Origin of the sequence: Pseudomonas sp. NFACC24-1, assembly GCF_900115235.1 — a bacterium.
Classification (GTDB): Bacteria; Pseudomonadota; Gammaproteobacteria; order Pseudomonadales; family Pseudomonadaceae; genus Aquipseudomonas; species Aquipseudomonas fluorescens_AA.
Genome location: NZ_FOVS01000002.1, coordinates 343,180 through 363,995, shown reverse-complemented (window position 1 = coordinate 363,995; position 20,816 = coordinate 343,180). Strand labels below are relative to the sequence as shown.

Here is a 20,816-nt window from a genome sequence, read left to right as displayed (position 1 = left end):
CGGCCTATGTAAGTCATCTCTTACACGCTCCGTGAGAATCGTTACGGGTGGTATGAGCCGTGCAATTTCACATAGTTCCGATCCGCTCATCGCGATTTTCGAAATTTTTCGAAATATTATCCAAGATGGCACTGCCCTCAATATGATGGCACTTACCGTTTCATCCTTTATTAATGGGGAGTTAGGAGAGGTGGATGGTTTTGTGCCACTACGGATAAAAAATTTTGGTGCCACTACGCAAAAAACTGACGAGTGTCGAGTGAAAGAAAAGTTAGAGGGGGAGTGGGGCGATTAATTGACGTCATGAAACCGGCGAAACAGGCGGGGAACTAAGATGACAGATCGGGGCTTGATCGAAGCCCCCGATCAGGGGCGATATAAGGTTATGCCTTATTCGGGAGCATGATCGCGCAAGAACACTAGTTTGTCCTGGCTCGATTGTTGTGCGTTGAAGCGATAACCCTGAACATCGAATTGGCGGAGTGCCGCAGGGTCGTTGATGCGTTCTTGAATGACGAAGCGACTCATCAGGCCCCGGGCCTTTTTGGCGTAGAAGCTGATGATCTTGTACTGGCCATTTTTCAAGTCGCGGAATTCGGTATCGATGACGCGCGCTTTCAGTGCGCTGCGCTTGACCGCCGAGAAGTATTCATTGGACGCCAGGTTCAACAGGACGTCATCGCCTTGTTCGGCCAGGGCTTCGTTCAGCCATTCGCTGATGCGCGTGCCCCAGAAGGCATACAGGTCCTTGCCGCGGGCATTGGCCAGCTTCGTGCCCATCTCCAGGCGATAGGGTTGCATCAGGTCCAGTGGGCGCAGCAGGCCATAGAGGCCGGAGAGCATGCGCAAGTGCTGCTGGGCATAGTCGAAGTCGGCTTCGCCAAAGCTTTGCGCATCGAGGCCGGTGTACACGTCACCCTTGAAGGCCAGCAGCGCCTGCTTGGCGTTGGCTGGGGTGAACGCTGGCGTCCAACTGCCGAATCGCGCGGCATTGAGGCCGCCGATCTTGTCGGAGACGTGCATCAGTTCGCTGATCTGTGCCGGCGAGAGTTCGCGCAGTTGTTCGATCAGCTCCTGGGAGTGATCCAGGTACTGCGGCTGGGTAAAGCGCGCGGTGGCCGGCGGTGTTTCGTAATCGAGGGTCTTGGCGGGGGAAATCACCATCAGCATGCAATCGTCTCCTTGAAGGTTCGGCGATTCTAGGGGGTTGTCCGGGTGGACTCCAGCTATCGAGGCAATAGGTGATGGATGGGCGAGCATTGATGGGCTTTTGTGGCGAGGGAGTTGTGGGAGCAAAGTCTGTGGGAGCAAAGCTTGCTCGCGATGAACGATGACGCAGTCTTGCAGATGGACCGTGTCGCCTGCATCGCGGCAACCTCATTAATCAGATTGATTCCACTTTTGTTGGGGCTGCTGCGCAGCCCAGCGGGGATAAATCCCCTCGCCACAGATCGGCTATGATGCCGCGCGGGTTTCGTTATGGAGACATCCCTTTTGCGTATCGCCCTTCTGTTATCGGCCTGGCTGTTGAGCTTCGGCGTCCTCGCGGCGCCCAACGACGTCGCCACCCTGGACCGCACGACCTGGCCGGAACAACTCACCAGCCCGACGCTGTTCGACGTGGCTTCGCGGGCCGAGATCCTGATGTTCGCCCGGGGCTTGCTGGACGTCGATGCCATGGACGAAATCGCGCTCAAGCAGTACCTGGGGCTGCGCACGGTCAATATGGCCGCGATCGACGCCCTTCGCGCCCGGCTGTGGCAACGATTACTGAACAACTACAACTTTGCCCAGCGCAGTTGCGATCAGGATGCCTCTTTCTGTTACCTGGTCGAGGACATGGCGACCCTGCGTGAAGAGGCCCGCAGGTTCCATCTCGATGACGACTCCTACTACATCAAGTGGGCGGCACCGAGCCAGATCTTTCATACGCAATATCGTGATGAACTGCTACGCAAAGCCGCGCTTTTTCCGCAAACCAGTAGTGAAGTCGCCCGTTTTGGCGAATACGAGCGCAACGGCGAGGACATGAACGACCGGCTGTTTCTATTGACCTTCGACAGCGCCGCCAACGTGGTGCCGGACAACACCCCGTGGCTGACCGAATACCTGCGCAAGGCGAACATGAACGGCACCTTCTTCGTGTTGGGCAAGGACATCCAGGCGCGGTTGGAAGAGCGCTCGGTCAACAGTCTCCAGATGTTGTATGCGGGACAGTGCGTGGGTGTGCAGGGCTGGGAGTTCCGTTCCCACAGTCATTGGCAGGACTGGCAAGACTCGGTCCGGCGCAGTGTCGAGTTGGTCAAGGGCAAGCTGCCCGAGAATTACGTGCCGCTGTTCCGCCCGCCCCAAGGCCAGCGTCGTGGCGATGCCGAAGGATTTTTCCGACAGCAGGGCCTGCAGGTGGCGCTGTGGGACATCGATCCTCAGGACAGCGGCAATCGGCTCAAGCCTGAGCAAAGCGCCCAGCGTGTGCTGACCCTGATGCTCCTGTGGCGCCACGGGGTGATCAATTTCAACGCCAAGCAGGATGGAGTGAAAACGGCGATGCCCTGGCTCATGGCGCAAACGGCGCAGAGCGGGATCGGTTGGGCGGACTGTCAGGAGGCGTTTCGCTGAAACCGGGAAAGGCCCGGAAACATTGGGGAAGGAGGAAAATCCGGGACACATTCATGACAACCGGACTTCCGACTTTAACGGCGCGACGGCGGTACGCCAAGGGTTATTCGTCACTCTGAAAAATAAACTTCAAAAAAGCGTCAAAGTGCTTTTTCCTGTCATGGTTTTTGGAGTATCAAGAAGTCAGACCGCCGAAACCTGCAACACAGGTGGCGTCTTCCAAGACCCAGATTGTGTGCAGTTCACCTGAATCCTCGCGGGTGAATTCGGTGGCTACCTCGAGGCGCAGCACTGTCACGGTATTGCGTCGAATGGCCCCCACATAGGTGACCGAGTATGGATGACCACGGACGTAGCCCTTCCTCCAACCAGCCAATCCTCTATGTACTCGATACCAACGTATTGATCCACGATCCAAACGCGCTCCTGAACTTCGAAGAACACCACGTCGCCATCCCGATGACCGTGCTTGAGGAGCTGGACAAGCTCAAGAGCGGGCACCATAGCGTTGCGGCCGAATGCCGGCAGGCGATCCGCCTGATCGACAAGACCTTGGGGGATGCCTCCCCGGAAGACGTTGAGCTCGGCGTGCCGATCCAGCGCGGCAAAAGCGGTCCCAAGGGCCTGCTCTCGATCCTGATGAGCAAGCGCACCGAGCCCAACCTGGTGTTGCCTGAACACCTGAACGACAACATCATCATCAACCAGTTGATCGACCTGCACGCGCGCAACAAGGACCAGTCCGTGGTGCTGGTGACCAAAGACATCAACATGCGCCTCAAGGCCCGCGCCTGCGGGATCGCGGCGGAGGACTACAGCACCGACCAACTGGTTGACGACGTTTCGCTGTTGCCCAACGGCTACCACACCATGACCGGCTCCTTCTGGGATCGTGTGAGCAAGGTCGAGACTCGCCAGGACCATGGCCGCACCTGGCACCAGGTGCAACTGATCGACAACCTGCCGGCCGTGCACATCAACGAGTTCATCATCGACGAACAAGGCTTCGTCGGCTGGATCAAGGAAATCCAGGTCGACAAACTGCTGATCCTCGACCTTCACCAGGAGCCGCTGCTGCACCAGGAAGCCTGGGGCCTCAAGCCACGTGACATCTACCAGAGCCTGGCCCTGTTCGCCTTGCTCGACCCGGATATCCACCTGGTCAACCTGTCCGGCGCCGCCGGTTCCGGCAAGACCATCCTGGCCCTGGCCGCCGCCATCGAGCAGACCATGGTCAGCAAGCGCTACCGGCGCATCATCGCCACCCGCAGCGTGCAGGGCCTGGACCAGGAGATCGGTTTCCTTCCTGGCACCGAGGCGGAAAAAATGGAACCGTGGCTGGGTGCGATCACCGACAACCTCGAAGCCTTGCACATGGATGACGAAAGCACCCATGGCAGCGTCGACTACATCCTCAGCAAAGTGCCGTTGCAGTTCAAATCCCTCAACTACATTCGCGGGCGCAGCTTCCAGCAGAGCCTGATCCTGATCGACGAATGCCAGAACCTGACCCCGCACCAGATGAAAACCATCATCACCCGTGCCGGCGCCGGTTCCAAAGTGGTGTGCCTGGGTAACCTGGCGCAGATCGATACCCCTTACCTGTCCGCGACCAGCTCCGGGCTGACCTACCTGACCGAACGCTTCAAGGACTTCCCCAACGGGGTCCACATCACCCTGCAGGGCGTACCGCGCTCGATCCTGGCCGAATACGCCGAATCCCACCTGTAACCCCAACCCAACCGGGCGGCCTTCAAGCCGCCCGGTTTTTTATGGCTGTACAAAAAAACCTGTGGGAGCGAGCTTGCTCGCGATGACGGTGTATCAGATAAAAAATAAGTGTCTGACCCACCGCCATCGCGAGCAAGCTCGCTCCCACAAGGTTTTGCGCTGACTTTCGAGTCCGATACGCAAGTGGGGTGCGACAATCAACCCTGCCGGAATCTGACCCACAGGTTTACAATCGACATTCCCGATCAGGAGTAACCCTGTGCTGACTCATCTCGATTCCCAAGGTCACGCCAATATGGTCGACGTGACCGACAAGGCCGTGACGTTCCGTGAAGCCACGGCCGAGGCCTTTGTGCGCATGCTGCCCGACACGCTGCAGATGATCGTCAGCGGCGGTCACCCCAAGGGCGATGTGTTCGCCGTCGCGCGCATTGCCGGCATCCAGGCGGCCAAGAAAACCAGTGACCTGATTCCGCTCTGCCACCCGTTGCTGCTCACCGGCGTCAAGGTCGAGCTCAACGCCGAGGGCGAAGACCGGGTGCGCATTGTCGCCCGCTGCAAACTGTCGGGGCAGACCGGCGTGGAGATGGAAGCCCTCACCGCCGCCAGCGTTGCGGCGCTGACCATCTACGACATGTGCAAGGCCGTCGACCGTGGCATGACCATCGAAGGCGTGCGAGTGCTGGAGAAACTCGGCGGCAAGAGTGGCCATTTCCAGGCGGATGCGTCATGAAGATTACCGTGAAGTTCTTTGCCCGTTACCGTGAAGCACTTGGTCTGGATGCGGTAAAGGTGGAAGGTGATTTCGCCACGGTCGATGATGTGCGCGTGCTGCTTGCCCAGCGTGACGGTGCCGACGTGCTGAGGGAGCAGAACCTGATGTGCGCGCGCAACGAAGAGCTGTGCCAGCTCGATGAACCGTTGGAGGAGGGTGACGAAGTCGCGTTCTTCCCCACTGTGACGGGAGGCTGAAGCATGGCGATTCGTGTGCAGGTCGAACCGTTCGACCCGGGCGTCGAAGTCAACGCGATGCACGCGGCCAATGTCGGCGTGGGGGCGGTGGTGAGCTTCGTCGGCTACGTGCGCGACTTCAATGACGGCCTCGACGTATCCGGGATGTTCCTGGAGCACTATCCGGGCATGACCGAAAAGGCCTTGGGCAAGATCGCCATCGAGGCCGAGCAGCGCTGGCCGTTGCTCAAGCTGGAAGTGCTGCACCGCATCGGTGCCCTGGAACCGGGCGAGCCGATAGTCTTCGTCGCGGCCGCCAGTGCTCATCGCCAGGCGGCGTTCGACGCCTGTGCCTTTGTCATGGACTACCTCAAGACCCGTGCGCCGTTCTGGAAAAAGGAAAACACCGTCGACGGCCCGCGCTGGGTTGAAGGGCGGGACAGTGATCATGCGGCGGCGGATCGCTGGAAGCAGTAAGTCCCCTGTTGTTGTTTCGCAAGCCATGAGTCCGTCATCGCGAGCAAGCTCGCTCCCACAGGGGATCCTTGATGCATAAAGATCCTGTGTGGGAGCGAGCTTGCTCGCGATGAGGCCATCAGCCACCCATCACATCCCCCTGCCTACCGATTGACGATGTGTACATTAAAGTCCAGTATGGATTTATAAGTACAAATCAGCCGTGTCCACCTTTCTCTGCCAAACCAACAACAACCCGCGAGAGAACATCATGAGCAAACTTCCCCTCATCACTGGCCTGGCCCTGAGCCTGTTGGCCTCCAGCAGCCTGTTCGCCGCTGAGAAAACCTTGCGCATCGGCATCGAGGCAGCTTATCCGCCGTTTGCTTCCAAGACCTCGGAAGGGAAAATCGAGGGGTTCGACTACGACATCGGCAATGCCCTGTGCGCGCAGATGCAGGTCAAGTGCGAATGGATCGAGGGTGAGTTCGACGGGCTGATTCCGTCGCTCAAGGTGAAGAAAATCGACCTGGCGCTGTCGTCCATGACCATCACCGAAGAGCGCAAGAAGTCGGTGGATTTCACCCACAAGTACTACTTCACCTCATCGCGCCTGGTCATGAAGGAAGGGGCGGTGGTCGATGACCAGTACGCCAGCCTCAAGGGCAAGACCGTGGGCGTGCAACGGGCCACCACCACTGACCGCTACGCCACAGAGGTGCTTGAACCCAAGGGTGTGACCGTCAAGCGCTACAGCAACAACGAAGAAATCTACATGGACCTGGCGTCCGGTCGCCTGGACGCTATTTTCGCCGACACCATCCCGCTGGAAGACTTCCTGTCCATGCCCCGTGGCAAGGGCTACGCGTTTGTCGGTCCCGAACTCAAGGACCCGAAATACGTCGGTGAGGGCGCTGGTATCGCGGTGCGCAAGGGCAATGCCCAACTGGTGGCGGACCTGAACAAGGCCATCGATGGGATTCGCGCCAATGGGGAGTATCAGAAGATCCAGGGCAAGTATTTCAAGTCAGACATCTTCGGCGACTGATACATCGCCTTCGCGAGCAAGCCCGCTCCCACATTGGATCTTCGTCGAACATAAATCTTGAGTTCAGCGCAAATCCCTTGTGGGAGCGGGCTTGCTCGCGAAGGCGTCAGCAAAGGCAATCCAAGGTCTCAGCCCTTCAACTCCTTCAAATGCTTGTAAACCGTCGCCCGCCCCATGTTCAGCACATTGGCCACATAGTTGGACGCGCTCTTGCCCTTGAACGCGCCTTCGGCATGCAGCGCCAGCACCAGCTCGCGTTTGTGATCGCGGGTCAACAGGTTCAGGCTCAGCTGACGCTCGCGCATCCAGGCGTGCAGGAAGGTGTTGATCCGCTCCTGCCAGTCATCGCGAAACAGTGAATCCGGCTGGGGAATCAACTTGCCCGGCGAGAGGAACAAATCCAGCGCGGCCTTGGCATTCTCGAACAGCGAAATATTCAGGTTGATGCACAGCACCGCCAGCGGATGACCGTGGGCGTCGCGTAGGACGCTGCTGAGGCTGCGAATCTTCTGTCCATCCCAGTTCAGTTTCTCGTACGGCCCGATATTACGTTCGCTGACGTCCTCGCTGAGCATGTCTTCCAAGGACGAATCGTCGCCAATCTCGCGCTTGGACAGATTATTGGCGATGTAATCGACTTTCTGGCTGCGCAGGTCGTGCAGCACCACTTCGGCGTGGGGGTAGAACAGCGTGGCGATGGCGTCGGCGATGGTGCGGAAGTTTTCCAGCGCCGGATCGGATGGCGAAGCGGTCATGACAGGGCTCCAGGCAGCGTCAGCGCCCCGTGGAACAGGGGCGCGGGAAGTGTGCCGCAATCGTGGCGATGCGTCACGCCGGTTGGCTCACCCCAAGCGCTCGGGGGAGAGCATGGCGCTGCTCAGGCCGAAACGGGCCAGGGCTTCGGGCAGCGGTTCGCCACGCACCAGCGCCGCGCTGGCCTGGCCCATGGCCGGTGACGTCTGGATGCCGTAGCCGCCCTGGGCCGCGACCCAGAACAGTCCAGGCACCTGTGGATCGAAACCGGACAGCAGATCACCGTCGTGGACGAAACTGCGCAATCCGGCCCAGGTACGGGTCGGGCGGCGGATGGTCAGGGTGGTGGCTTCTTCGATCTGGTAGATGCCCATGGCGATGTCCAGTTCTTCCGGCTGGACGTCGTGAGGTTCCACCGGGTCGGCGTTGGCCGGCGAGCCGAGGAACATGCCGGCGTCGGGCTTCATGTAGAAGGATTCGTCCAGGCTCACCAGCATCGGCCAGTCATGGATATCCACGCCTTCGGGGCCGGCGAAGATGAATGCCGCACGCCGCTTGGGCTGCAGCCCCAGCTTCCGGGCGCCAGCCAGGTCGGCCACCTGATCGGCCCAGGCACCGGCGGCGTTGATCACGATGGGGGCGGTGAAGCTCTGGCTGGTTGTCTTCACCTGCCAATGTCCCTGGTCGTCGCGGCTCAGGCCCAGTACTTCGCTGTCGGTGTGCACTTCACCGCCATTGCGGCGAATGCCGCGCAAGTAGCCCTGGTGCAGGGCGTCGGTGTCGATGTCGCAGGCCGTCGGGTCATAGATCGCGCCGTGGACCTTGTCCCGTCGCAGGATCGGCAGCCGCACACAGGCTTCATCGGCGCTGAGCAGTTGCATCTGCGGCACCGTGGCCTTGGCGCTCAGGTACTGGTTGTTCAGCTCGGCCGGGTCACCGGTGAAATCCACGGTCATTTCGCCCCGTGGACTGAGCAATGGGTGCTCGCAGAAACCGGCCGGCGGGGCGTCGAAAAAATCCCGGCTGGCCTGGGTCAGCGCCCGCACCTGCGGGGTGCCGTAGGCGGCGGTGTACAGCGCCGCCGAACGTCCGGTGGAGTGATAGGCCGGATGGGATTCGCGTTCGAGCACAATCACCCGGCCGTGGGGCGCCAGCCAGTAACCGGTGGAAGCACCGGCAATGCCGCCGCCGATGATGATGAAGTCTGCTGAGGTCATGAAGCTCTCCTGTAGAGCACATTGCCGGGCGTTCGCCAGACCCTGGTGGGAGCGGGCTTGCTCGCGAAGGCGGCAGCACATTCAACATTGATGTGGCTGGCACACCGCTTTCGCGAGCAAGCCCGCTCCCACAGGAAATCGAGTTGTGTCAGATATTGCGGTGCAAACGGTAAAGCGCATTCGCCAGCGCAACATCCTCCAGCCCCAGGCCGATCGAGCGGAAGAATACGTGGCGTTGGTAGTCGGGACGCGCCACGTGTTCGCTGAGTAATTCAGGCAAGTCGCCGACGATGCGCGATGCCTCCCAGCCGTGCTGTTCGCCGGCGATCAGCATTTCACCGGCCGAGCCCGGGGTGGTCTGACGATAGTCGCAGAACACGTCCATGTCGTTGAGGCGCTGGGGCGGTATTTCGTGGGCGCGTGGGGCGTTGGTGCTGATGGAGGTGATCAGCGCCGATTTGCCCAAGGTCTGCGGGTCGAGCACTGCTTTGGCGGACGAAGTGCAGAGCATCACCACATCGACGTCCTGCAGCGCCGCTTCGAGGGTGTCGGTGATTTGCAGGCGCGGATCCAGGCCGGTGAGCGAGGCACGTTCCTGTGCCGACTTGGTCTTCAGGCCTGGTGAGTAGAGGCGGATGCCTTGCCAGTCCCGCAGGTTCTTGACGTAGTGCACGTGCGCCTGGGCCACCGCGCCGCTGCCGATGACCGCCAGGCGCCTGGCGTTGTGCGGGGCGAGGGCATCGACGGCGACAGCGGTGGTGGCGGCGGTACGGGCGGTGGTCAGCTCGGCGGCGTCGCACAGCAGCAGCGGCTGGCCGGTCTGCATCGACATCAGCAAGGTCCAGGCGGTCACCAATGGGCCTTGCTCGCGCACGATATAGGGCGAGGTCTTGACCCCATAGACCTGGTCTTGCGCCAGCACGCCCAGGTAGTTGATGAAGTCCCCGGCCCCCTGGGGAAATTCCACGAGTTGCTGGGCGGGCTGCACCGCTTGCCCGGCGGCGAGATCGCGGAACAGATTGCGCAGGATCTGCGGCACGTCGATTTGTCCGAGCAGTTCTCGGGCCTGGACTTGGTTCATCACGTAGGGCGTGCTGGGCATCGTGGACTCCGGAGTGCCACTTAAACTAATTTGTCTATTATGGACTTTTAGTTTATTCGGGCAATATCCCGGGCGAAAAAAAAGCGCAGCTTTCAGGGCTGCGCTTTCTGTTCGTTGTCGCGACGGTCAGGAGCGCTTGCGCTCAACCGGGCGAAGCAGATGGGTCGGCGGCATTTCACAGCTGATCTTGCGTCCCAGCAGCGCCTCGATCGACGGCAACTGGTAGGAATCATCTTCACCGGCGAAGCTGATCGAAACCCCGGCGGCCCCGGCACGCCCGGTACGGCCGATACGGTGCACGTAGTCATCCGGCACTTCCGGCAGGGTGAAGTTGATCACATGGCTGATCCCGTCGATATGAATCCCGCGACCGGCCACGTCGGTGGCCACCAGCACGCGGATCTTGCCCTCGCGGAAACCTTCGAGGGTCTTGATGCGCTTGTGCTGTGGCACATCGCCCGACAGTTGGGCCGCGTTGACGCCATCGCGCACCAGGCGTTCTTCGATGCGCCGCACTTCGTCCTTGCGGTTGGCGAACACCATCACGCGCTCCCAACCGTTGTCGTTGACCAGGTTGTAGAGCAGCTTGTACTTGTCGGCACCAGCGACCGCGTAGATATGTTGCTCGACGTTTTCGCTGGCGACGTTCTCGGCTTCGATCTCGACGATGGCCGGGTCGGTGGTCCACTGCTTCGCCAGGTTCATCACGTCCTCGGTGAAAGTGGCGGAGAACAGCAGGGTCTGGCGTTCGCTTTTGGGTGGGGTCTGGCGAATGATCTGGCGCACTTGCGGGATGAAGCCCATGTCGAGCATGCGGTCGGCTTCGTCCAGTACCATCACTTCGACCATGTCCAGGTGCACGTCGCCGCGCTGGTTGAAGTCCAGCAGACGGCCCGGCGTGGCGACCAGGATGTCGCAATGGCGGGCTTCGAGGTGCTTGAGCTGCTTGTCGAAATCCATGCCGCCCACGAACGTCATGACGTTCAGGCCGGTGTACTTGGTCAGGTCGGCGGCGTCTTTGGCGATCTGCACCACCAGCTCGCGGGTCGGCGCGATGATCAGTGCCCGCGGTTCGCCCATGTAGCGTTCCTTGGGCGGTGGGGTCTGGAGCAGCTGGGTGATGATGGAAATCAGGAACGCGGCCGTCTTGCCGGTGCCGGTCTGGGCGCGACCGATGGCGTCCTTGCCGGCGAGGGTGAAGCCCAGCACTTGCGCCTGGATCGGTGTGCAATATGGGAAACCCAGGTCCTGGATGGCATGCATCAGTTCCGGGGCGAGCTTGAAGTCGTGGAAGCGCGTCTTGCCTTCCTGGGGTTCTACGGCGAAGTCCTCGAGTTTCCAGGCGACGACCGGCGGTTTCGGTGCGCGTTCGCGGCGCGGCCGGGGGGCTTCGTTGCGGGGTGTCTCGGGCTCGGGGGGCGTAACAGGCTGGGCGACGGGTTCTTTTTTCGCCTGTGCGACGGGGGCCGTCCGGCGCGGTTGTTGCGCATCGGTACGGCTCGGGCCGTGGGTCGGCGCAGTGGAGCCAGGCGCGAGTTGCTCGGCCTCGCTTTTACCGAACATCTTCTTGAGTGCTTTGAGCACGGTCATCTCATCGATTGGTTAAGGAATGTACGCCGGCCAGTGTAATGCAAGAAACGGGCGCGGCGTAGTGGGATCGTCAAAGGACCGGCGTGGCGTTTGGCCTCTTAGCGCAACCGTTCGGCCAGCCAGGTGCCGATGTCATGAATCTCCTCGGGTAACACTTCGTGGCCCATTGGGTATTCCTGCCATGTCACGGTGACACCATGCTGCTTCAAGTACTCTTTTGCGGTCCGGCCCATGGGGTTGAGTACCACTTCGTCGTATTGGCCGTGCAGGGCCAGGACCGGAATGCGTTGCTGGCTGGCCGACAATTGCAGTTCATCGCTGAACGTCGGTGCATAAGTAGACAGCGCGATCACGCCGCCCAGTGGCCCCTGCCATTTCACGAAGGCGGTGTGATAGACCACCGCGCCCCCCTGGGAAAAACCGGCGAGGAAAATCCGCGAGGCGTCTATTCCGCTGGCTCGCTGGGTTTCGACCAGGTCGATGACCCGTTGCGCCGAGGCTTCGAGTTGCTGTTCGTCAATGGCCCGCGCCGGGCTCAAGGCGCGGATGTCGTACCAACTGGGCATCTCATAGCCGCCGTTGATCGTTACTGGCTGGGTTGGCGCCTGGGGTAGAACGAAACGTGTGGTGAGCAGTTTTTGCTGCAGCATTTCGGCCACTGGCAGGAAATCATAACGATCGGCGCCCAGGCCGTGGAGCCAGATAACGCACGCGTCAACAGTGCCGCTGGGCTCGAGAATCAAGGGGTCGGTCATGGTCGTGCTCCAAATCTGTGCGGGTGCGCCCAATCAGTGCGTGATTACAGTGCGTTCCCGGTGCCTCAGTTAATTAGATGTCGCAAAGTTGAAAGTTTTTGTCTTGACGTGTTCTACATGGCCCAAGCGCAGCGGTCTGGTACGGGCTTTGCTATGGGGTTGCTGAGTGATGATTCTTACGCTGCGCGGTAACACTATCAGTTAGACGCGTCGCATGGGATATCAGAAATCCGGTGATGAATGTTCGCCAGCAGCCGCTACGGGCTTCGCGAACGTGAAGGGCTACAGCCCGTTCGGCCGATTGGTGAGAGATGAGCATGACCACTGTTTACGGACATCCTCATTATTAGACTCATAGCGAAGGTCCAGACGTCGGTTGACCCTAAAAAAAGCCAACAAGGGTCGGCAATGCCTCAAAAGGGTGCGACAGGGCTCGAGCTCCGACACAACAAGAGCAAAACTGGAGGTTTGAATGAAGTTACTGAAATCCACCCTGGCAATCGTCACTGCAGCAGCAGTACTGGGTGTCAGCGGGTTCGCTCAGGCGGGTGCAACCCTGGATGCCGTGAAGAAGAAAGGTTTTGTGCAATGTGGTGTGAGTGATGGCTTGCCGGGTTTCTCGGTGCCTGATTCGACCGGCAAGATCGTCGGTATCGACGCTGACTTCTGCCGTGCCGTTGCCGCTGCGGTATTCGGCGATGCGACCAAGGTCAAGTTCAGCCAGTTGAACGCCAAGGAGCGCTTCACCGCGCTGCAATCCGGCGAAATCGACATCCTGTCGCGCAACACCACCATGACCAGCTCCCGTGATGCCGGCATGGGCCTGAAATTCCCAGGCTTCATCACTTATTACGATGGCATCGGCTTCCTGGTTAACAACAAGCTGGGCGTCAAGAGTGCCAAGGAACTGGACGGTGCAACCATCTGCATCCAGGCCGGTACCACCACCGAGCTGAACGTTTCCGACTACTTCCGCGGCAACGGCCTGAAATACACCCCGATCACCTTCGACACCTCCGATGAAAGCGCCAAGTCGCTGGAATCCGGCCGTTGCGACGTGCTGACTTCCGACAAGTCCCAACTGTTCGCCCAGCGCAGCAAGCTGGCTTCGCCGAAGGACTATGTGGTTCTGCCGGAAACCATCTCCAAGGAGCCTCTGGGTCCGGTCGTGCGTAATGGCGATGACGAGTGGCTGGCCGTTGTGCGCTGGACTGGCTATGCCATGCTCAACACTGAAGAAGCCGGTATCTCTTCGAAAAACGTCGAAGCTGAAGCCAAGGCCACCAAGAACCCTGACGTCGCGCGTATGCTCGGTGCAGACGGGGAATACGGCAAGGACCTGAAACTGCCGAAAGACTGGGTCGTACAGATCGTCAAGCAAGTCGGCAACTACGGTGAAGTGTTCGAGCGTAACCTCGGCAAGGGCACTCCGTTGGAAATCGATCGCGGCCTGAACGCTCTGTGGAACGCTGGCGGCATTCAATACGCACCACCAGTGCGCTGATGGTTCTATCACCCGGTGGGCCAACCACCGGGTGATGTTCTGTTCCATTCCTTGCGGGGCACTTCATGCAAAATTCAATCGGCGCACCTAAGCAGAGGCTCAGCCTCAGCGATCCACGAGTGCGTGCGTGGGTATTTCAGATCGTCACCATCGTGGCGGTTATTTCGCTGGGCTGGTTTCTGTTCGATAACACGCAGACCAACCTCGAGCACCGGGGCATCACTTCCGGTTTCAGCTTCCTGGAGCGCAGTGCCGGTTTTGGCATCGCTCAAACCCTGATCGACTACACCGAAGCGGACAGTTATGCCCGCGTCTTTGTCATCGGGTTGCTCAACACTCTGCTGGTGACGTTCATCGGCGTGATCCTGGCAACAATCCTTGGTTTCATTGTCGGCGTGGCCCGACTGTCGAAAAACTGGATCATCGCCAAAGTAGCCACCGTGTATGTGGAGGTTTTCCGCAACATCCCACCGCTGCTACAGATCCTGTTCTGGTATTTCGCGGTGTTCCTGACCATGCCGGGGCCGCGCAACAGCCATAACTTCGGGGACACCTTCTTTGTCAGCAGCCGCGGCCTGAACATGCCGGCAGCGTTGGTGGCGGAAGGATTCTGGCCGTTCGTGGCCAGTGTCGTGCTGGCGATCGTCGCCATCGTGCTGATGACCCGCTGGGCCAACAAGCGTTTCGAAGCGACCGGCGAGCCGTTCCATAAATTCTGGGTGGGCCTGGCGCTGTTCCTGGTGATCCCTGCGTTGTGCGCGCTGATCTTCGGCGCTCCCGTGCATTGGGAAATGCCGCAGCTCAAGGGCTTCAACTTCGTCGGTGGGTGGGTACTGATTCCCGAGCTGCTGGCCTTGACCCTCGCCTTGACCGTGTACACCGCGGCGTTCATCGCCGAGATCGTGCGCTCGGGCATCAAGTCGGTCAGCCATGGCCAGACCGAGGCGGCTCACTCGCTGGGCCTGCGCAACGGTCCGACCTTGCGCAAGGTGATCATCCCGCAAGCCCTGCGCGTGATCATCCCGCCGTTGACCAGCCAATACCTGAACCTGGCGAAAAACTCTTCGCTGGCGGCCGGTATCGGTTACCCGGAAATGGTTTCGTTGTTTGCCGGTACGGTGCTGAACCAGACCGGGCAGGCCATTGAAGTCATTGCTATCACCATGAGCGTGTACCTGGCGATCAGTATCAGCATTTCCCTGCTGATGAACTGGTACAACAAGCGCATTGCGCTGATCGAGCGGTGAGGAAACGCGCATGACATCCCATACTTTCAAACCTGACATGCCCCCTCCGAGCAACAGCATCGGCGTGGTGGCGTGGATGCGCGCGAACATGTTCTCCAGCTGGCTCAACACCTTGCTGACGTTGTTTGCGTTCTACTTGATCTACCTGGTGGTTCCGCCGATTCTCGATTGGGCGATTCTCGATGCCAACTGGGTCGGCACCACCCAGGCCGACTGCACCAAGGAAGGCGCCTGCTGGGTGTTCATCCAGCAGCGTTTCGGCCAGTTCATGTATGGCTACTACCCGACGGACCTGCGCTGGCGCGTAGACCTGACCGTGTGGTTGGCGGTACTCGGTGTAGCGCCGCTGTTCATCTCGCGCTTCCCGCGCAAGGCGATCTACGGCCTGAGCTTCCTGGTGCTGTACCCGATCATTGCCTGGTGCCTGTTGCACGGCGGAGTGTTCGGCTTGGCCGCGGTGGCAACCAGCCAATGGGGCGGCCTGATGCTGACCCTGGTGATCGCCACCGTCGGTATCGCCGGCGCGCTGCCGCTGGGTATCGTCCTGGCCCTGGGCCGGCGTTCGAACATGCCGGCGATCCGTGTGGTCTGTGTGACCTTCATCGAGTTCTGGCGCGGTGTGCCGTTGATCACGGTGCTGTTCATGTCGTCGGTGATGCTGCCGCTGTTCCTGCCCGAAGGCATGAACTTCGACAAGCTGCTGCGGGCACTGATCGGGGTGATCCTGTTCCAGTCGGCCTACGTGGCCGAAGTGGTGCGTGGCGGCCTGCAAGCCATTCCCAAGGGCCAGTACGAAGCGGCCGCGGCGATGGGCCTGGGGTACTGGCGCAGCATGGGCCTGGTGATTCTGCCGCAAGCTCTGAAGCTGGTGATCCCGGGTATCGTCAACACCTTCATTGCGTTGTTCAAGGACACCAGCCTGGTAATCATTATCGGCCTGTTCGATCTGCTCAACAGCGTGAAACAAGCTGCCGCCGACCCGAAATGGCTGGGCATGGCCACTGAAGGCTATGTGTTCGCTGCCCTGGTGTTCTGGATTTTCTGTTTTGGTATGTCCCGCTATTCCATGCATTTGGAACGCAAGCTGGACACTGGCCACAAGCGTTAGGAGCGTAGTTTATGAGTGAAGCGATCAAACAGCCTGTGAGCCCTGAAGGCATTATTCAGATGCAGGGCGTCAACAAGTGGTACGGCCAGTTCCACGTGTTGAAAGACATCAACCTGAACGTCAAGCAGGGCGAGCGTATCGTGCTGTGCGGCCCGTCGGGCTCCGGCAAGTCCACCACCATCCGCTGCCTCAACCGCCTGGAAGAGCACCAGCAGGGTCGCATCGTGGTCGACGGCGTGGAACTGACCAACGACCTCAAGCAGATCGAAGCGATCCGCCGTGAAGTCGGCATGGTGTTCCAGCACTTCAACCTGTTCCCGCACCTGACCATCCTGCAGAACTGCACCCTGGCGCCGATGTGGGTACGCAAGATGCCCAAGCGCAAGGCCGAGGAAATCGCCATGCATTACCTGGAGCGCGTGCGCATTCCAGAGCAGGCGCACAAGTACCCGGGCCAGCTCTCCGGTGGTCAGCAGCAGCGTGTGGCCATCGCCCGTGCCCTGTGCATGAAGCCGAAAATCATGCTGTTCGACGAGCCGACCTCGGCCCTCGACCCGGAAATGGTGAAGGAAGTACTCGACACCATGATCGGCCTGGCTGAAGACGGCATGACCATGCTCTGCGTGACCCACGAAATGGGCTTTGCCCGCACCGTGGCCAACCGCGTGATCTTCATGGACAAGGGTGAAATCGTCGAACAGGCCGCTCCAAACGACTTCTTCGATAACCCGCAGAATGATCGCACCAAGCTGTTCCTGAGCCAGATCCTGCATTGATCCGGTCTTAGGCAGTGAAATAAACCCGGACGTGTCCGGGTTTGTTTTTAATGGGTCGCTCAGCAAGCCGTGAGGGTCTCGTGTTCCTTGTGCACCGTCGTTTTGAATTGCCGCAAGTCTGCGTCTTCAGCGAAGGCATGGACATCGGCAAGCAAATGCGGATAGCGATCAAGCAGGCGCATCAGCAAGATCACCGCCTTGGGTGGCACTACCTCGCCGCGCTCGTAGCGGGAAAACGCATTGTGTCCACCGCCCGATAGCAGCAGTACCGCTTCCTTTTGCGATAGATGCAGTTTGCGCCGGACACGTTTGATCTCTTCGCCGATCATTCGCCTGGCCGCGTTGACCAGCTCATCACCTGCGTGGTCGTAGCGATCCGAGCAGCTAGAATCGAGCTCGACTTCGCCGCACATCTGACATTCCCAGCCAGACAAGTCATCGATCCGGCGCTCCAGCCCCTTGACGCTCATGGTTTCGCCGCGGCCTTCGAAATGCAACATGCCTTCCGGGGCACCACAGCTGAAGCATTGCTGGTGTTTCATGAGTTTTTCTCCTTGAAGGAAATTACCGGTGGGCCTCCGCTGGGGCGGTACGTCACCTTCAGGTAAATCTGCAGACCGTGTGAATTGGCGTGGTAGACGTCATGCCAGACTCGATGATCGTCATAGGTGGTCATCGATTTGTAGAACTGTTTTCGCTCAAGCCCGTGGATGACCTGCTGCATGTCCGAGACGTTTAAACCGAGCGTCCGAGCAGTGTTCTTCGCAGTGCTGGTGAAAGCTTTCCCTTTAAGCCGCCTGACATCTGCCTGTATCGCCGCCAAGGCGTAGTGGGGTGTGTTCTTTTCCATAGAACGGCGTGCCTTGTCCTTAAAATTACCCTCAAAGGGTAATTTTTACTAATCGAAAATCTCGTTTCTTTACCTCCCGTTGACCCTAGGCGGTTGCCGTCCTACGCGAAGCTGACTAACATGTCAGAAAATTCATCCTATGATTGGATGAAAGGGTGAATTCCATGTCAGATATTTCTCCATTAATTAAGCGATCCTTAGTCGATCAAGCCCTGGACCAACTGCGCCAGCGCATCAGTGATGGCGTGTGGGTCGTGGGCCAGCGTTTGCCCACCGAGCCCGAGTTGGTGGCCGAGCTGGGTATTAGCCGCAACACCGTGCGCGAAGCCATGCGCGTGCTGGCGTTTTCCGGGCTGATCGAGATTCGCCAGGGTGACGGCAGTTATGTACGGGCGACGGTGGACCCGCTCGATACCCTCAAGGTGCTGTCGCGCTGTTCGCTGGACCAGGCCCGGGAAACCCGGCATATCCTCGAAGTCGAGGCCATCGGCCTGGCCGCGCTGCGGCGTACCGAAGATGACTTGCTGGCCTTGCGCAAGGCGCTCCAGGCCAGTGGCGAGCATTACCACGGCGACCTGGAGCATTACATCGCCTGCGACCTGGTGTTCCACCGCCTGCTGGTGGATGCCGCGCACAATCCAACGCTCAGCGAGCTTTATCGTTACTTTTCCAGCGTCATCGGCGCGCAGTTGCGCCAGAGCCTCAACATCGAGCCGCGCCATCAACATGTGTTCGACCTGCACGTCGACATTCTCGAAGCCGTCGAACGCCAAGACCCGGAGCAGGCCAAGGCCCTGTGCCGGCAGTTGATCAATGAACCCTGAACCCGAGCTTTCCATGTCCCGCGATCTGCTTGCCCCTGCCACCTCGACGGCGCCCAAACGCGCCGCCGAACTCGAAGAACTGTTGATCGACGCCGAAGCCGACGACGCCCAGGTCCAGCAGAGCCAGCCGTCGGTGCGCCGGCCCTGGTTGTTGCTGCTCGGGCTGATCCTGGTGGCGCTGAACCTGCGGCCGGCGTTGTCGAGCATGGCGCCGCTGCTCAGTGAAGTGTCAAAAAGCCTGGGTCTGTCGGCTGCCCAGGCCGGTTTGCTGACCACGTTGCCAGTGCTTTGCCTGGGCCTGTTCGCGCCGCTGGCGCCAGTGCTGGCGCGGCGCTTCGGGGCCGAGCGCGTGGTGCTGGGGATCTTGCTGGCACTGGCGGGTGGGATTGTCCTGCGCAGTGCGTTCGGTCAGGTTGGGCTGTTCGCCGGCAGTATCCTGGCCGGTGCGAGCATCGGCGTGATCGGCGTGCTGTTGCCGGGCATCGTCAAGCGCGATTTCGCCAGACAGGCCGGTGCCATGACCGGTGTCTACACCATGGCGCTGTGCCTGGGCGCGGCGCTGGCGGCCGGGGCGACAGTGCCGCTGAGCGAGCACCTTGGACACAGCTGGGCCTTGGGCCTGGGATTCTGGGTGGTCCCGGCGCTGCTGGCTGCGGTGTTCTGGTTGCCGCAAGTGGGCCAGAAACACGGCGCCCATCAGGTGGCGTACCGGGTCCGCGGCTTGCTGCGTGATCCCCTGGCCTGGCAGGTGACTTTGTACATGGGGCTGCAATCGTCCCTGGCCTATATCGTCTTTGGCTGGTTGCCCTCGATCCTGATTGGACGTGGCCTGACCCCGACCCAGGCCGGACTCGTGCTGTCCGGCTCGGTCATCGTGCAATTGATCAGCTCCCTCGCGGCACCCTGGCTGGCAACGCGTGGCAAGGACCAGCGCCTGGCCATTGTGATCGTCATGGTCATGACCTTGGGAGGGCTGTTTGGTTGCCTCTATGCCCCCATTGATGGCTTGTGGGGCTGGGCGATATTGCTGGGCTTGGGGCAGGGCGCAACCTTCAGCCTGGCGCTCACGCTGATCGTGTTGCGTTCGCGGGATGCCCATGTGGCCGCCAACCTGTCCAGCATGGCCCAGGGCTTCGGTTATACGCTGGCTTCGCTGGGGCCCTTCGCGGTGGGGGTGGTCCACGACTTGACCGGTGGCTGGAACGCCCTCGGCTGGATCTTCGGCGTGGTTGGCGTGGGGGCGATCATCGCGGGCATCGGCGCAGGTCGGGCGTTGTACGTCGGGGTCGAGAGTGAACGCGTTACCGACCTTCGTTGATATCATTTTCATGGCGAATGACGATAGTTTTCCCTGCGTGGGCAGATTATCGTGCAGGCCTACTGAAACGTTTTTCGGAGCCGGTCCATGAGTGATGCCCACAACGCCTTGATCACCCGTTTTTATCAGGCCTTCCAGCGCCTGGACGCCGACGCCATGAGCGCCTGTTACACCGACGACGTGCTGTTCAGCGATCCGGCGTTTGGCGAGCTGCGCGGGCGCGATGCCGGCGACATGTGGCGCATGTTGACGACCCGGGCCAAGGACTTTTCCCTGACCTTCGATAACGTGCGCAGCGACGAGCGTACCGGCGGTGCTCACTGGGTGGCGACGTACCTGTTCAGCCAGACCGGCAATATCGTGATCAACGACATCCAGGCGCGCTTCGTGTTTCGCGATGGCAAGATCTGCGAGCACCATGACAGCTTCGATCTGTGGCGCTGGTCCCGCCAGGCGTTGGGCACCAAGGGCCTGCTGCTGGGGTGGACGCCGCTGGTGCGCAACGCCGTCAGGGCCCAGGCGCTGAAGGGGTTGCGGGCGTTCCAAGGCAGTCGCTGATAAGATTGCGGCTTGTCTTTGCCCACCTGTTGAACATCTTGTGACGACCGCCGACCTCTCTCCCGATCTGCCTGCGCAAGGCCCAGCCGAAGCGGACAAACCCTGGTTCGTCTACTTGGTACGGGCCGCCAATGGTTCGCTGTACTGCGGCATCAGTGATGATCCGGTGCGGCGCTTCGCCAAGCATCAAAGCGGTAAGGGCGCGCGCTTCTTCCTGTCCAGCCCGGCAGTGGCCCTGGTGTATACCGAGGCCTGTCGCGACAAGGGCGAGGCCCTGCGCCAGGAGCGACTGATCAAAAAACTCAGGAAAAGCGCCAAGGAATGCCTGGTGGCCAGTGCGCTGTCGCTTCATCAGCCTGGTTGATAGGCCTTTATCAGGCCGGTAGGCTGGCCCGGTCAGGCGCGCTAA

The 20,816-nt window shown here is 60.3% G+C and carries 23 protein-coding genes; 15 read left to right on the top strand and 8 right to left on the bottom strand.

The annotated features are described in order from the left end of the window. Positions 1–52: 52 nt before the first annotated feature. On the top strand, positions 53–295 hold the full coding sequence (locus BM317_RS29850) for a hypothetical protein (protein WP_139197820.1): 243 nt from the start codon (positions 53–55) through the stop codon (positions 293–295). 95 nt (positions 296–390) lie between these two features. Here the strand turns inward: BM317_RS29850 and yaaA are convergent, their stop codons facing one another. Further along, positions 391–1,170, bottom strand: coding sequence for a peroxide stress protein YaaA (gene yaaA / locus BM317_RS03835; protein WP_092166242.1), 780 nt, complete (start codon positions 1,168–1,170; stop codon positions 391–393). Positions 1,171–1,494: 324 nt separating this feature from the next. On the opposite strand from yaaA, the gene BM317_RS03825 reads away from it, so the two are divergent. The 6 genes from BM317_RS03825 to BM317_RS03800 all read left to right on the top strand — a co-directional run bounded on the left by BM317_RS03825 (position 1,495) and on the right by BM317_RS03800 (position 6,805). Next, complete coding sequence (locus BM317_RS03825; RefSeq protein WP_092166244.1) at positions 1,495–2,619, top strand: polysaccharide deacetylase family protein; 1,125 nt, start codon at positions 1,495–1,497, stop codon at positions 2,617–2,619. A 336-nt stretch (positions 2,620–2,955) separates the two neighbouring features. Next, positions 2,956–4,350 (top strand): PhoH family protein, encoded by a 1,395-nt coding sequence (locus tag BM317_RS03820; protein ID WP_060740782.1) that lies wholly within the window; start codon positions 2,956–2,958, stop codon positions 4,348–4,350. Positions 4,351–4,609: 259 nt separating this feature from the next. Then, positions 4,610–5,083, top strand: a complete 474-nt coding sequence (gene moaC, locus BM317_RS03815; protein ID WP_092473136.1) for a cyclic pyranopterin monophosphate synthase MoaC — start codon at positions 4,610–4,612, stop codon at positions 5,081–5,083. Next, the gene (locus tag BM317_RS03810; protein ID WP_092473134.1) at positions 5,080–5,322 is read left to right on the top strand and encodes a MoaD/ThiS family protein; all 243 of its coding nucleotides are present in this window, start codon (positions 5,080–5,082) and stop codon (positions 5,320–5,322) included. The genes moaC and BM317_RS03810 overlap by 4 nt, the downstream gene beginning before the upstream one ends. A gap of 3 nt (positions 5,323–5,325) precedes the next feature. Further along, a complete protein-coding gene (moaE, locus tag BM317_RS03805; protein ID WP_092166246.1) occupies positions 5,326–5,778 on the top strand; it encodes a molybdopterin synthase catalytic subunit MoaE in 453 nt (150 codons plus the stop codon). Between the two features lie 250 nt (positions 5,779–6,028). Then, a complete protein-coding gene (locus BM317_RS03800; protein WP_092473176.1) occupies positions 6,029–6,805 on the top strand; it encodes an ABC transporter substrate-binding protein in 777 nt (258 codons plus the stop codon). Positions 6,806–6,933: 128 nt separating this feature from the next. Here BM317_RS03800 and BM317_RS03795 read toward each other — a convergent pair whose 3' ends face one another. The 5 genes from BM317_RS03795 to BM317_RS03775 form a co-directional block, all read right to left on the bottom strand. Then, complete coding sequence (locus BM317_RS03795) at positions 6,934–7,560, bottom strand: helix-turn-helix transcriptional regulator (protein WP_060740787.1); 627 nt, start codon at positions 7,558–7,560, stop codon at positions 6,934–6,936. Positions 7,561–7,647: 87 nt separating this feature from the next. Continuing rightward, entirely contained in the window at positions 7,648–8,775 is a 1,128-nt protein-coding gene (locus tag BM317_RS03790) for an NAD(P)/FAD-dependent oxidoreductase (protein WP_092473132.1), read from the bottom strand. A gap of 148 nt (positions 8,776–8,923) precedes the next feature. Continuing rightward, the gene (locus BM317_RS03785) at positions 8,924–9,877 is read right to left on the bottom strand and encodes an ornithine cyclodeaminase family protein (protein ID WP_092166248.1); all 954 of its coding nucleotides are present in this window, start codon (positions 9,875–9,877) and stop codon (positions 8,924–8,926) included. Positions 9,878–10,003: 126 nt separating this feature from the next. After that, positions 10,004–11,467: an ATP-dependent RNA helicase RhlB gene (rhlB, locus tag BM317_RS03780; protein WP_092166251.1), complete on the bottom strand. Its 1,464-nt coding sequence runs from the start codon at positions 11,465–11,467 to the stop codon at positions 10,004–10,006. Positions 11,468–11,565: 98 nt separating this feature from the next. Beyond that, positions 11,566–12,222 (bottom strand): alpha/beta hydrolase, encoded by a 657-nt coding sequence (locus BM317_RS03775; protein ID WP_092166252.1) that lies wholly within the window; start codon positions 12,220–12,222, stop codon positions 11,566–11,568. 472 nt (positions 12,223–12,694) lie between these two features. On the opposite strand from BM317_RS03775, the gene BM317_RS03770 reads away from it, so the two are divergent. The 4 genes from BM317_RS03770 (at position 12,695) to BM317_RS03755 (ending at position 16,857) form a co-directional block, all read left to right on the top strand. Then, complete coding sequence (locus BM317_RS03770; protein WP_072408945.1) at positions 12,695–13,726, top strand: amino acid ABC transporter substrate-binding protein; 1,032 nt, start codon at positions 12,695–12,697, stop codon at positions 13,724–13,726. A 65-nt stretch (positions 13,727–13,791) separates the two neighbouring features. Next, the gene (locus BM317_RS03765; RefSeq protein ID WP_092166253.1) at positions 13,792–14,973 is read left to right on the top strand and encodes an amino acid ABC transporter permease; all 1,182 of its coding nucleotides are present in this window, start codon (positions 13,792–13,794) and stop codon (positions 14,971–14,973) included. A gap of 10 nt (positions 14,974–14,983) precedes the next feature. Next, entirely contained in the window at positions 14,984–16,081 is a 1,098-nt protein-coding gene (locus BM317_RS03760) for an amino acid ABC transporter permease (RefSeq protein WP_092473130.1), read from the top strand. Positions 16,082–16,092: 11 nt separating this feature from the next. Next, entirely contained in the window at positions 16,093–16,857 is a 765-nt protein-coding gene (locus BM317_RS03755) for an amino acid ABC transporter ATP-binding protein (RefSeq protein ID WP_003178331.1), read from the top strand. 59 nt (positions 16,858–16,916) lie between these two features. Here BM317_RS03755 and BM317_RS03750 read toward each other — a convergent pair whose 3' ends face one another. Together BM317_RS03750 and BM317_RS03745 are read right to left on the bottom strand one after the other, a co-directional pair. Further along, positions 16,917–17,399, bottom strand: coding sequence for a type II toxin-antitoxin system MqsA family antitoxin (locus BM317_RS03750; protein ID WP_092473128.1), 483 nt, complete (start codon positions 17,397–17,399; stop codon positions 16,917–16,919). Further along, on the bottom strand, positions 17,396–17,707 hold the full coding sequence (locus tag BM317_RS03745; RefSeq protein WP_053213349.1) for a type II toxin-antitoxin system MqsR family toxin: 312 nt from the start codon (positions 17,705–17,707) through the stop codon (positions 17,396–17,398). The genes BM317_RS03750 and BM317_RS03745 overlap by 4 nt, the downstream gene beginning before the upstream one ends. A 164-nt stretch (positions 17,708–17,871) precedes the next feature. On the opposite strand from BM317_RS03745, the gene BM317_RS03740 reads away from it, so the two are divergent. The 4 genes from BM317_RS03740 to BM317_RS03725 all read left to right on the top strand — a co-directional run bounded on the left by BM317_RS03740 (position 17,872) and on the right by BM317_RS03725 (position 20,771). Beyond that, positions 17,872–18,531, top strand: coding sequence for a FadR/GntR family transcriptional regulator (locus BM317_RS03740; RefSeq protein WP_092166257.1), 660 nt, complete (start codon positions 17,872–17,874; stop codon positions 18,529–18,531). Positions 18,532–18,544: 13 nt separating this feature from the next. Further along, the gene (locus tag BM317_RS03735; RefSeq protein ID WP_256574025.1) at positions 18,545–19,849 is read left to right on the top strand and encodes a CynX/NimT family MFS transporter; all 1,305 of its coding nucleotides are present in this window, start codon (positions 18,545–18,547) and stop codon (positions 19,847–19,849) included. Between the two features lie 87 nt (positions 19,850–19,936). Continuing rightward, the gene (locus tag BM317_RS03730) at positions 19,937–20,407 is read left to right on the top strand and encodes a nuclear transport factor 2 family protein (protein ID WP_060740798.1); all 471 of its coding nucleotides are present in this window, start codon (positions 19,937–19,939) and stop codon (positions 20,405–20,407) included. A 40-nt stretch (positions 20,408–20,447) separates the two neighbouring features. Further along, a complete protein-coding gene (locus BM317_RS03725; RefSeq protein ID WP_092166260.1) occupies positions 20,448–20,771 on the top strand; it encodes a GIY-YIG nuclease family protein in 324 nt (107 codons plus the stop codon). The last annotated feature ends 45 nt before the right edge of the window (positions 20,772–20,816 follow it).

Excerpts from the sequence above, each read along its gene's own strand:
- BM317_RS03765 (WP_092166253.1), top strand. The coding sequence starts at position 13,792 with ATGCAAAATTCAATCGGCGCACCTAAGCAGAGGCTCAGCCTCAGCGAT.
- BM317_RS29850 (WP_139197820.1), top strand. The coding sequence starts at position 53 with ATGAGCCGTGCAATTTCACATAGTTCCGATCCGCTCATCGCGATTTTC.
- BM317_RS03740 (WP_092166257.1), top strand. The coding sequence starts at position 17,872 with ATGTCAGATATTTCTCCATTAATTAAGCGATCCTTAGTCGATCAAGCC.
- BM317_RS03770 (WP_072408945.1), top strand. The coding sequence starts at position 12,695 with ATGAAGTTACTGAAATCCACCCTGGCAATCGTCACTGCAGCAGCAGTA.
- BM317_RS03735 (WP_256574025.1), top strand. The coding sequence starts at position 18,545 with ATGTCCCGCGATCTGCTTGCCCCTGCCACCTCGACGGCGCCCAAACGC.
- BM317_RS03785 (WP_092166248.1), bottom strand. The coding sequence starts at position 9,877 with ATGCCCAGCACGCCCTACGTGATGAACCAAGTCCAGGCCCGAGAACTG.
- BM317_RS03810 (WP_092473134.1), top strand. The coding sequence starts at position 5,080 with ATGAAGATTACCGTGAAGTTCTTTGCCCGTTACCGTGAAGCACTTGGT.
- BM317_RS03760 (WP_092473130.1), top strand. The coding sequence starts at position 14,984 with ATGACATCCCATACTTTCAAACCTGACATGCCCCCTCCGAGCAACAGC.
- BM317_RS03775 (WP_092166252.1), bottom strand. The coding sequence starts at position 12,222 with ATGACCGACCCCTTGATTCTCGAGCCCAGCGGCACTGTTGACGCGTGC.
- BM317_RS03745 (WP_053213349.1), bottom strand. The coding sequence starts at position 17,707 with ATGGAAAAGAACACACCCCACTACGCCTTGGCGGCGATACAGGCAGAT.
- BM317_RS03755 (WP_003178331.1), top strand. The coding sequence starts at position 16,093 with ATGAGTGAAGCGATCAAACAGCCTGTGAGCCCTGAAGGCATTATTCAG.
- BM317_RS03800 (WP_092473176.1), top strand. The coding sequence starts at position 6,029 with ATGAGCAAACTTCCCCTCATCACTGGCCTGGCCCTGAGCCTGTTGGCC.
- BM317_RS03795 (WP_060740787.1), bottom strand. The coding sequence starts at position 7,560 with ATGACCGCTTCGCCATCCGATCCGGCGCTGGAAAACTTCCGCACCATC.
- moaE (WP_092166246.1), top strand. The coding sequence starts at position 5,326 with ATGGCGATTCGTGTGCAGGTCGAACCGTTCGACCCGGGCGTCGAAGTC.
- BM317_RS03750 (WP_092473128.1), bottom strand. The coding sequence starts at position 17,399 with ATGAAACACCAGCAATGCTTCAGCTGTGGTGCCCCGGAAGGCATGTTG.
- BM317_RS03730 (WP_060740798.1), top strand. The coding sequence starts at position 19,937 with ATGAGTGATGCCCACAACGCCTTGATCACCCGTTTTTATCAGGCCTTC.
- BM317_RS03790 (WP_092473132.1), bottom strand. The coding sequence starts at position 8,775 with ATGACCTCAGCAGACTTCATCATCATCGGCGGCGGCATTGCCGGTGCT.
- BM317_RS03820 (WP_060740782.1), top strand. The coding sequence starts at position 2,956 with ATGGATGACCACGGACGTAGCCCTTCCTCCAACCAGCCAATCCTCTAT.
- rhlB (WP_092166251.1), bottom strand. The coding sequence starts at position 11,467 with ATGACCGTGCTCAAAGCACTCAAGAAGATGTTCGGTAAAAGCGAGGCC.
- yaaA (WP_092166242.1), bottom strand. The coding sequence starts at position 1,170 with ATGCTGATGGTGATTTCCCCCGCCAAGACCCTCGATTACGAAACACCG.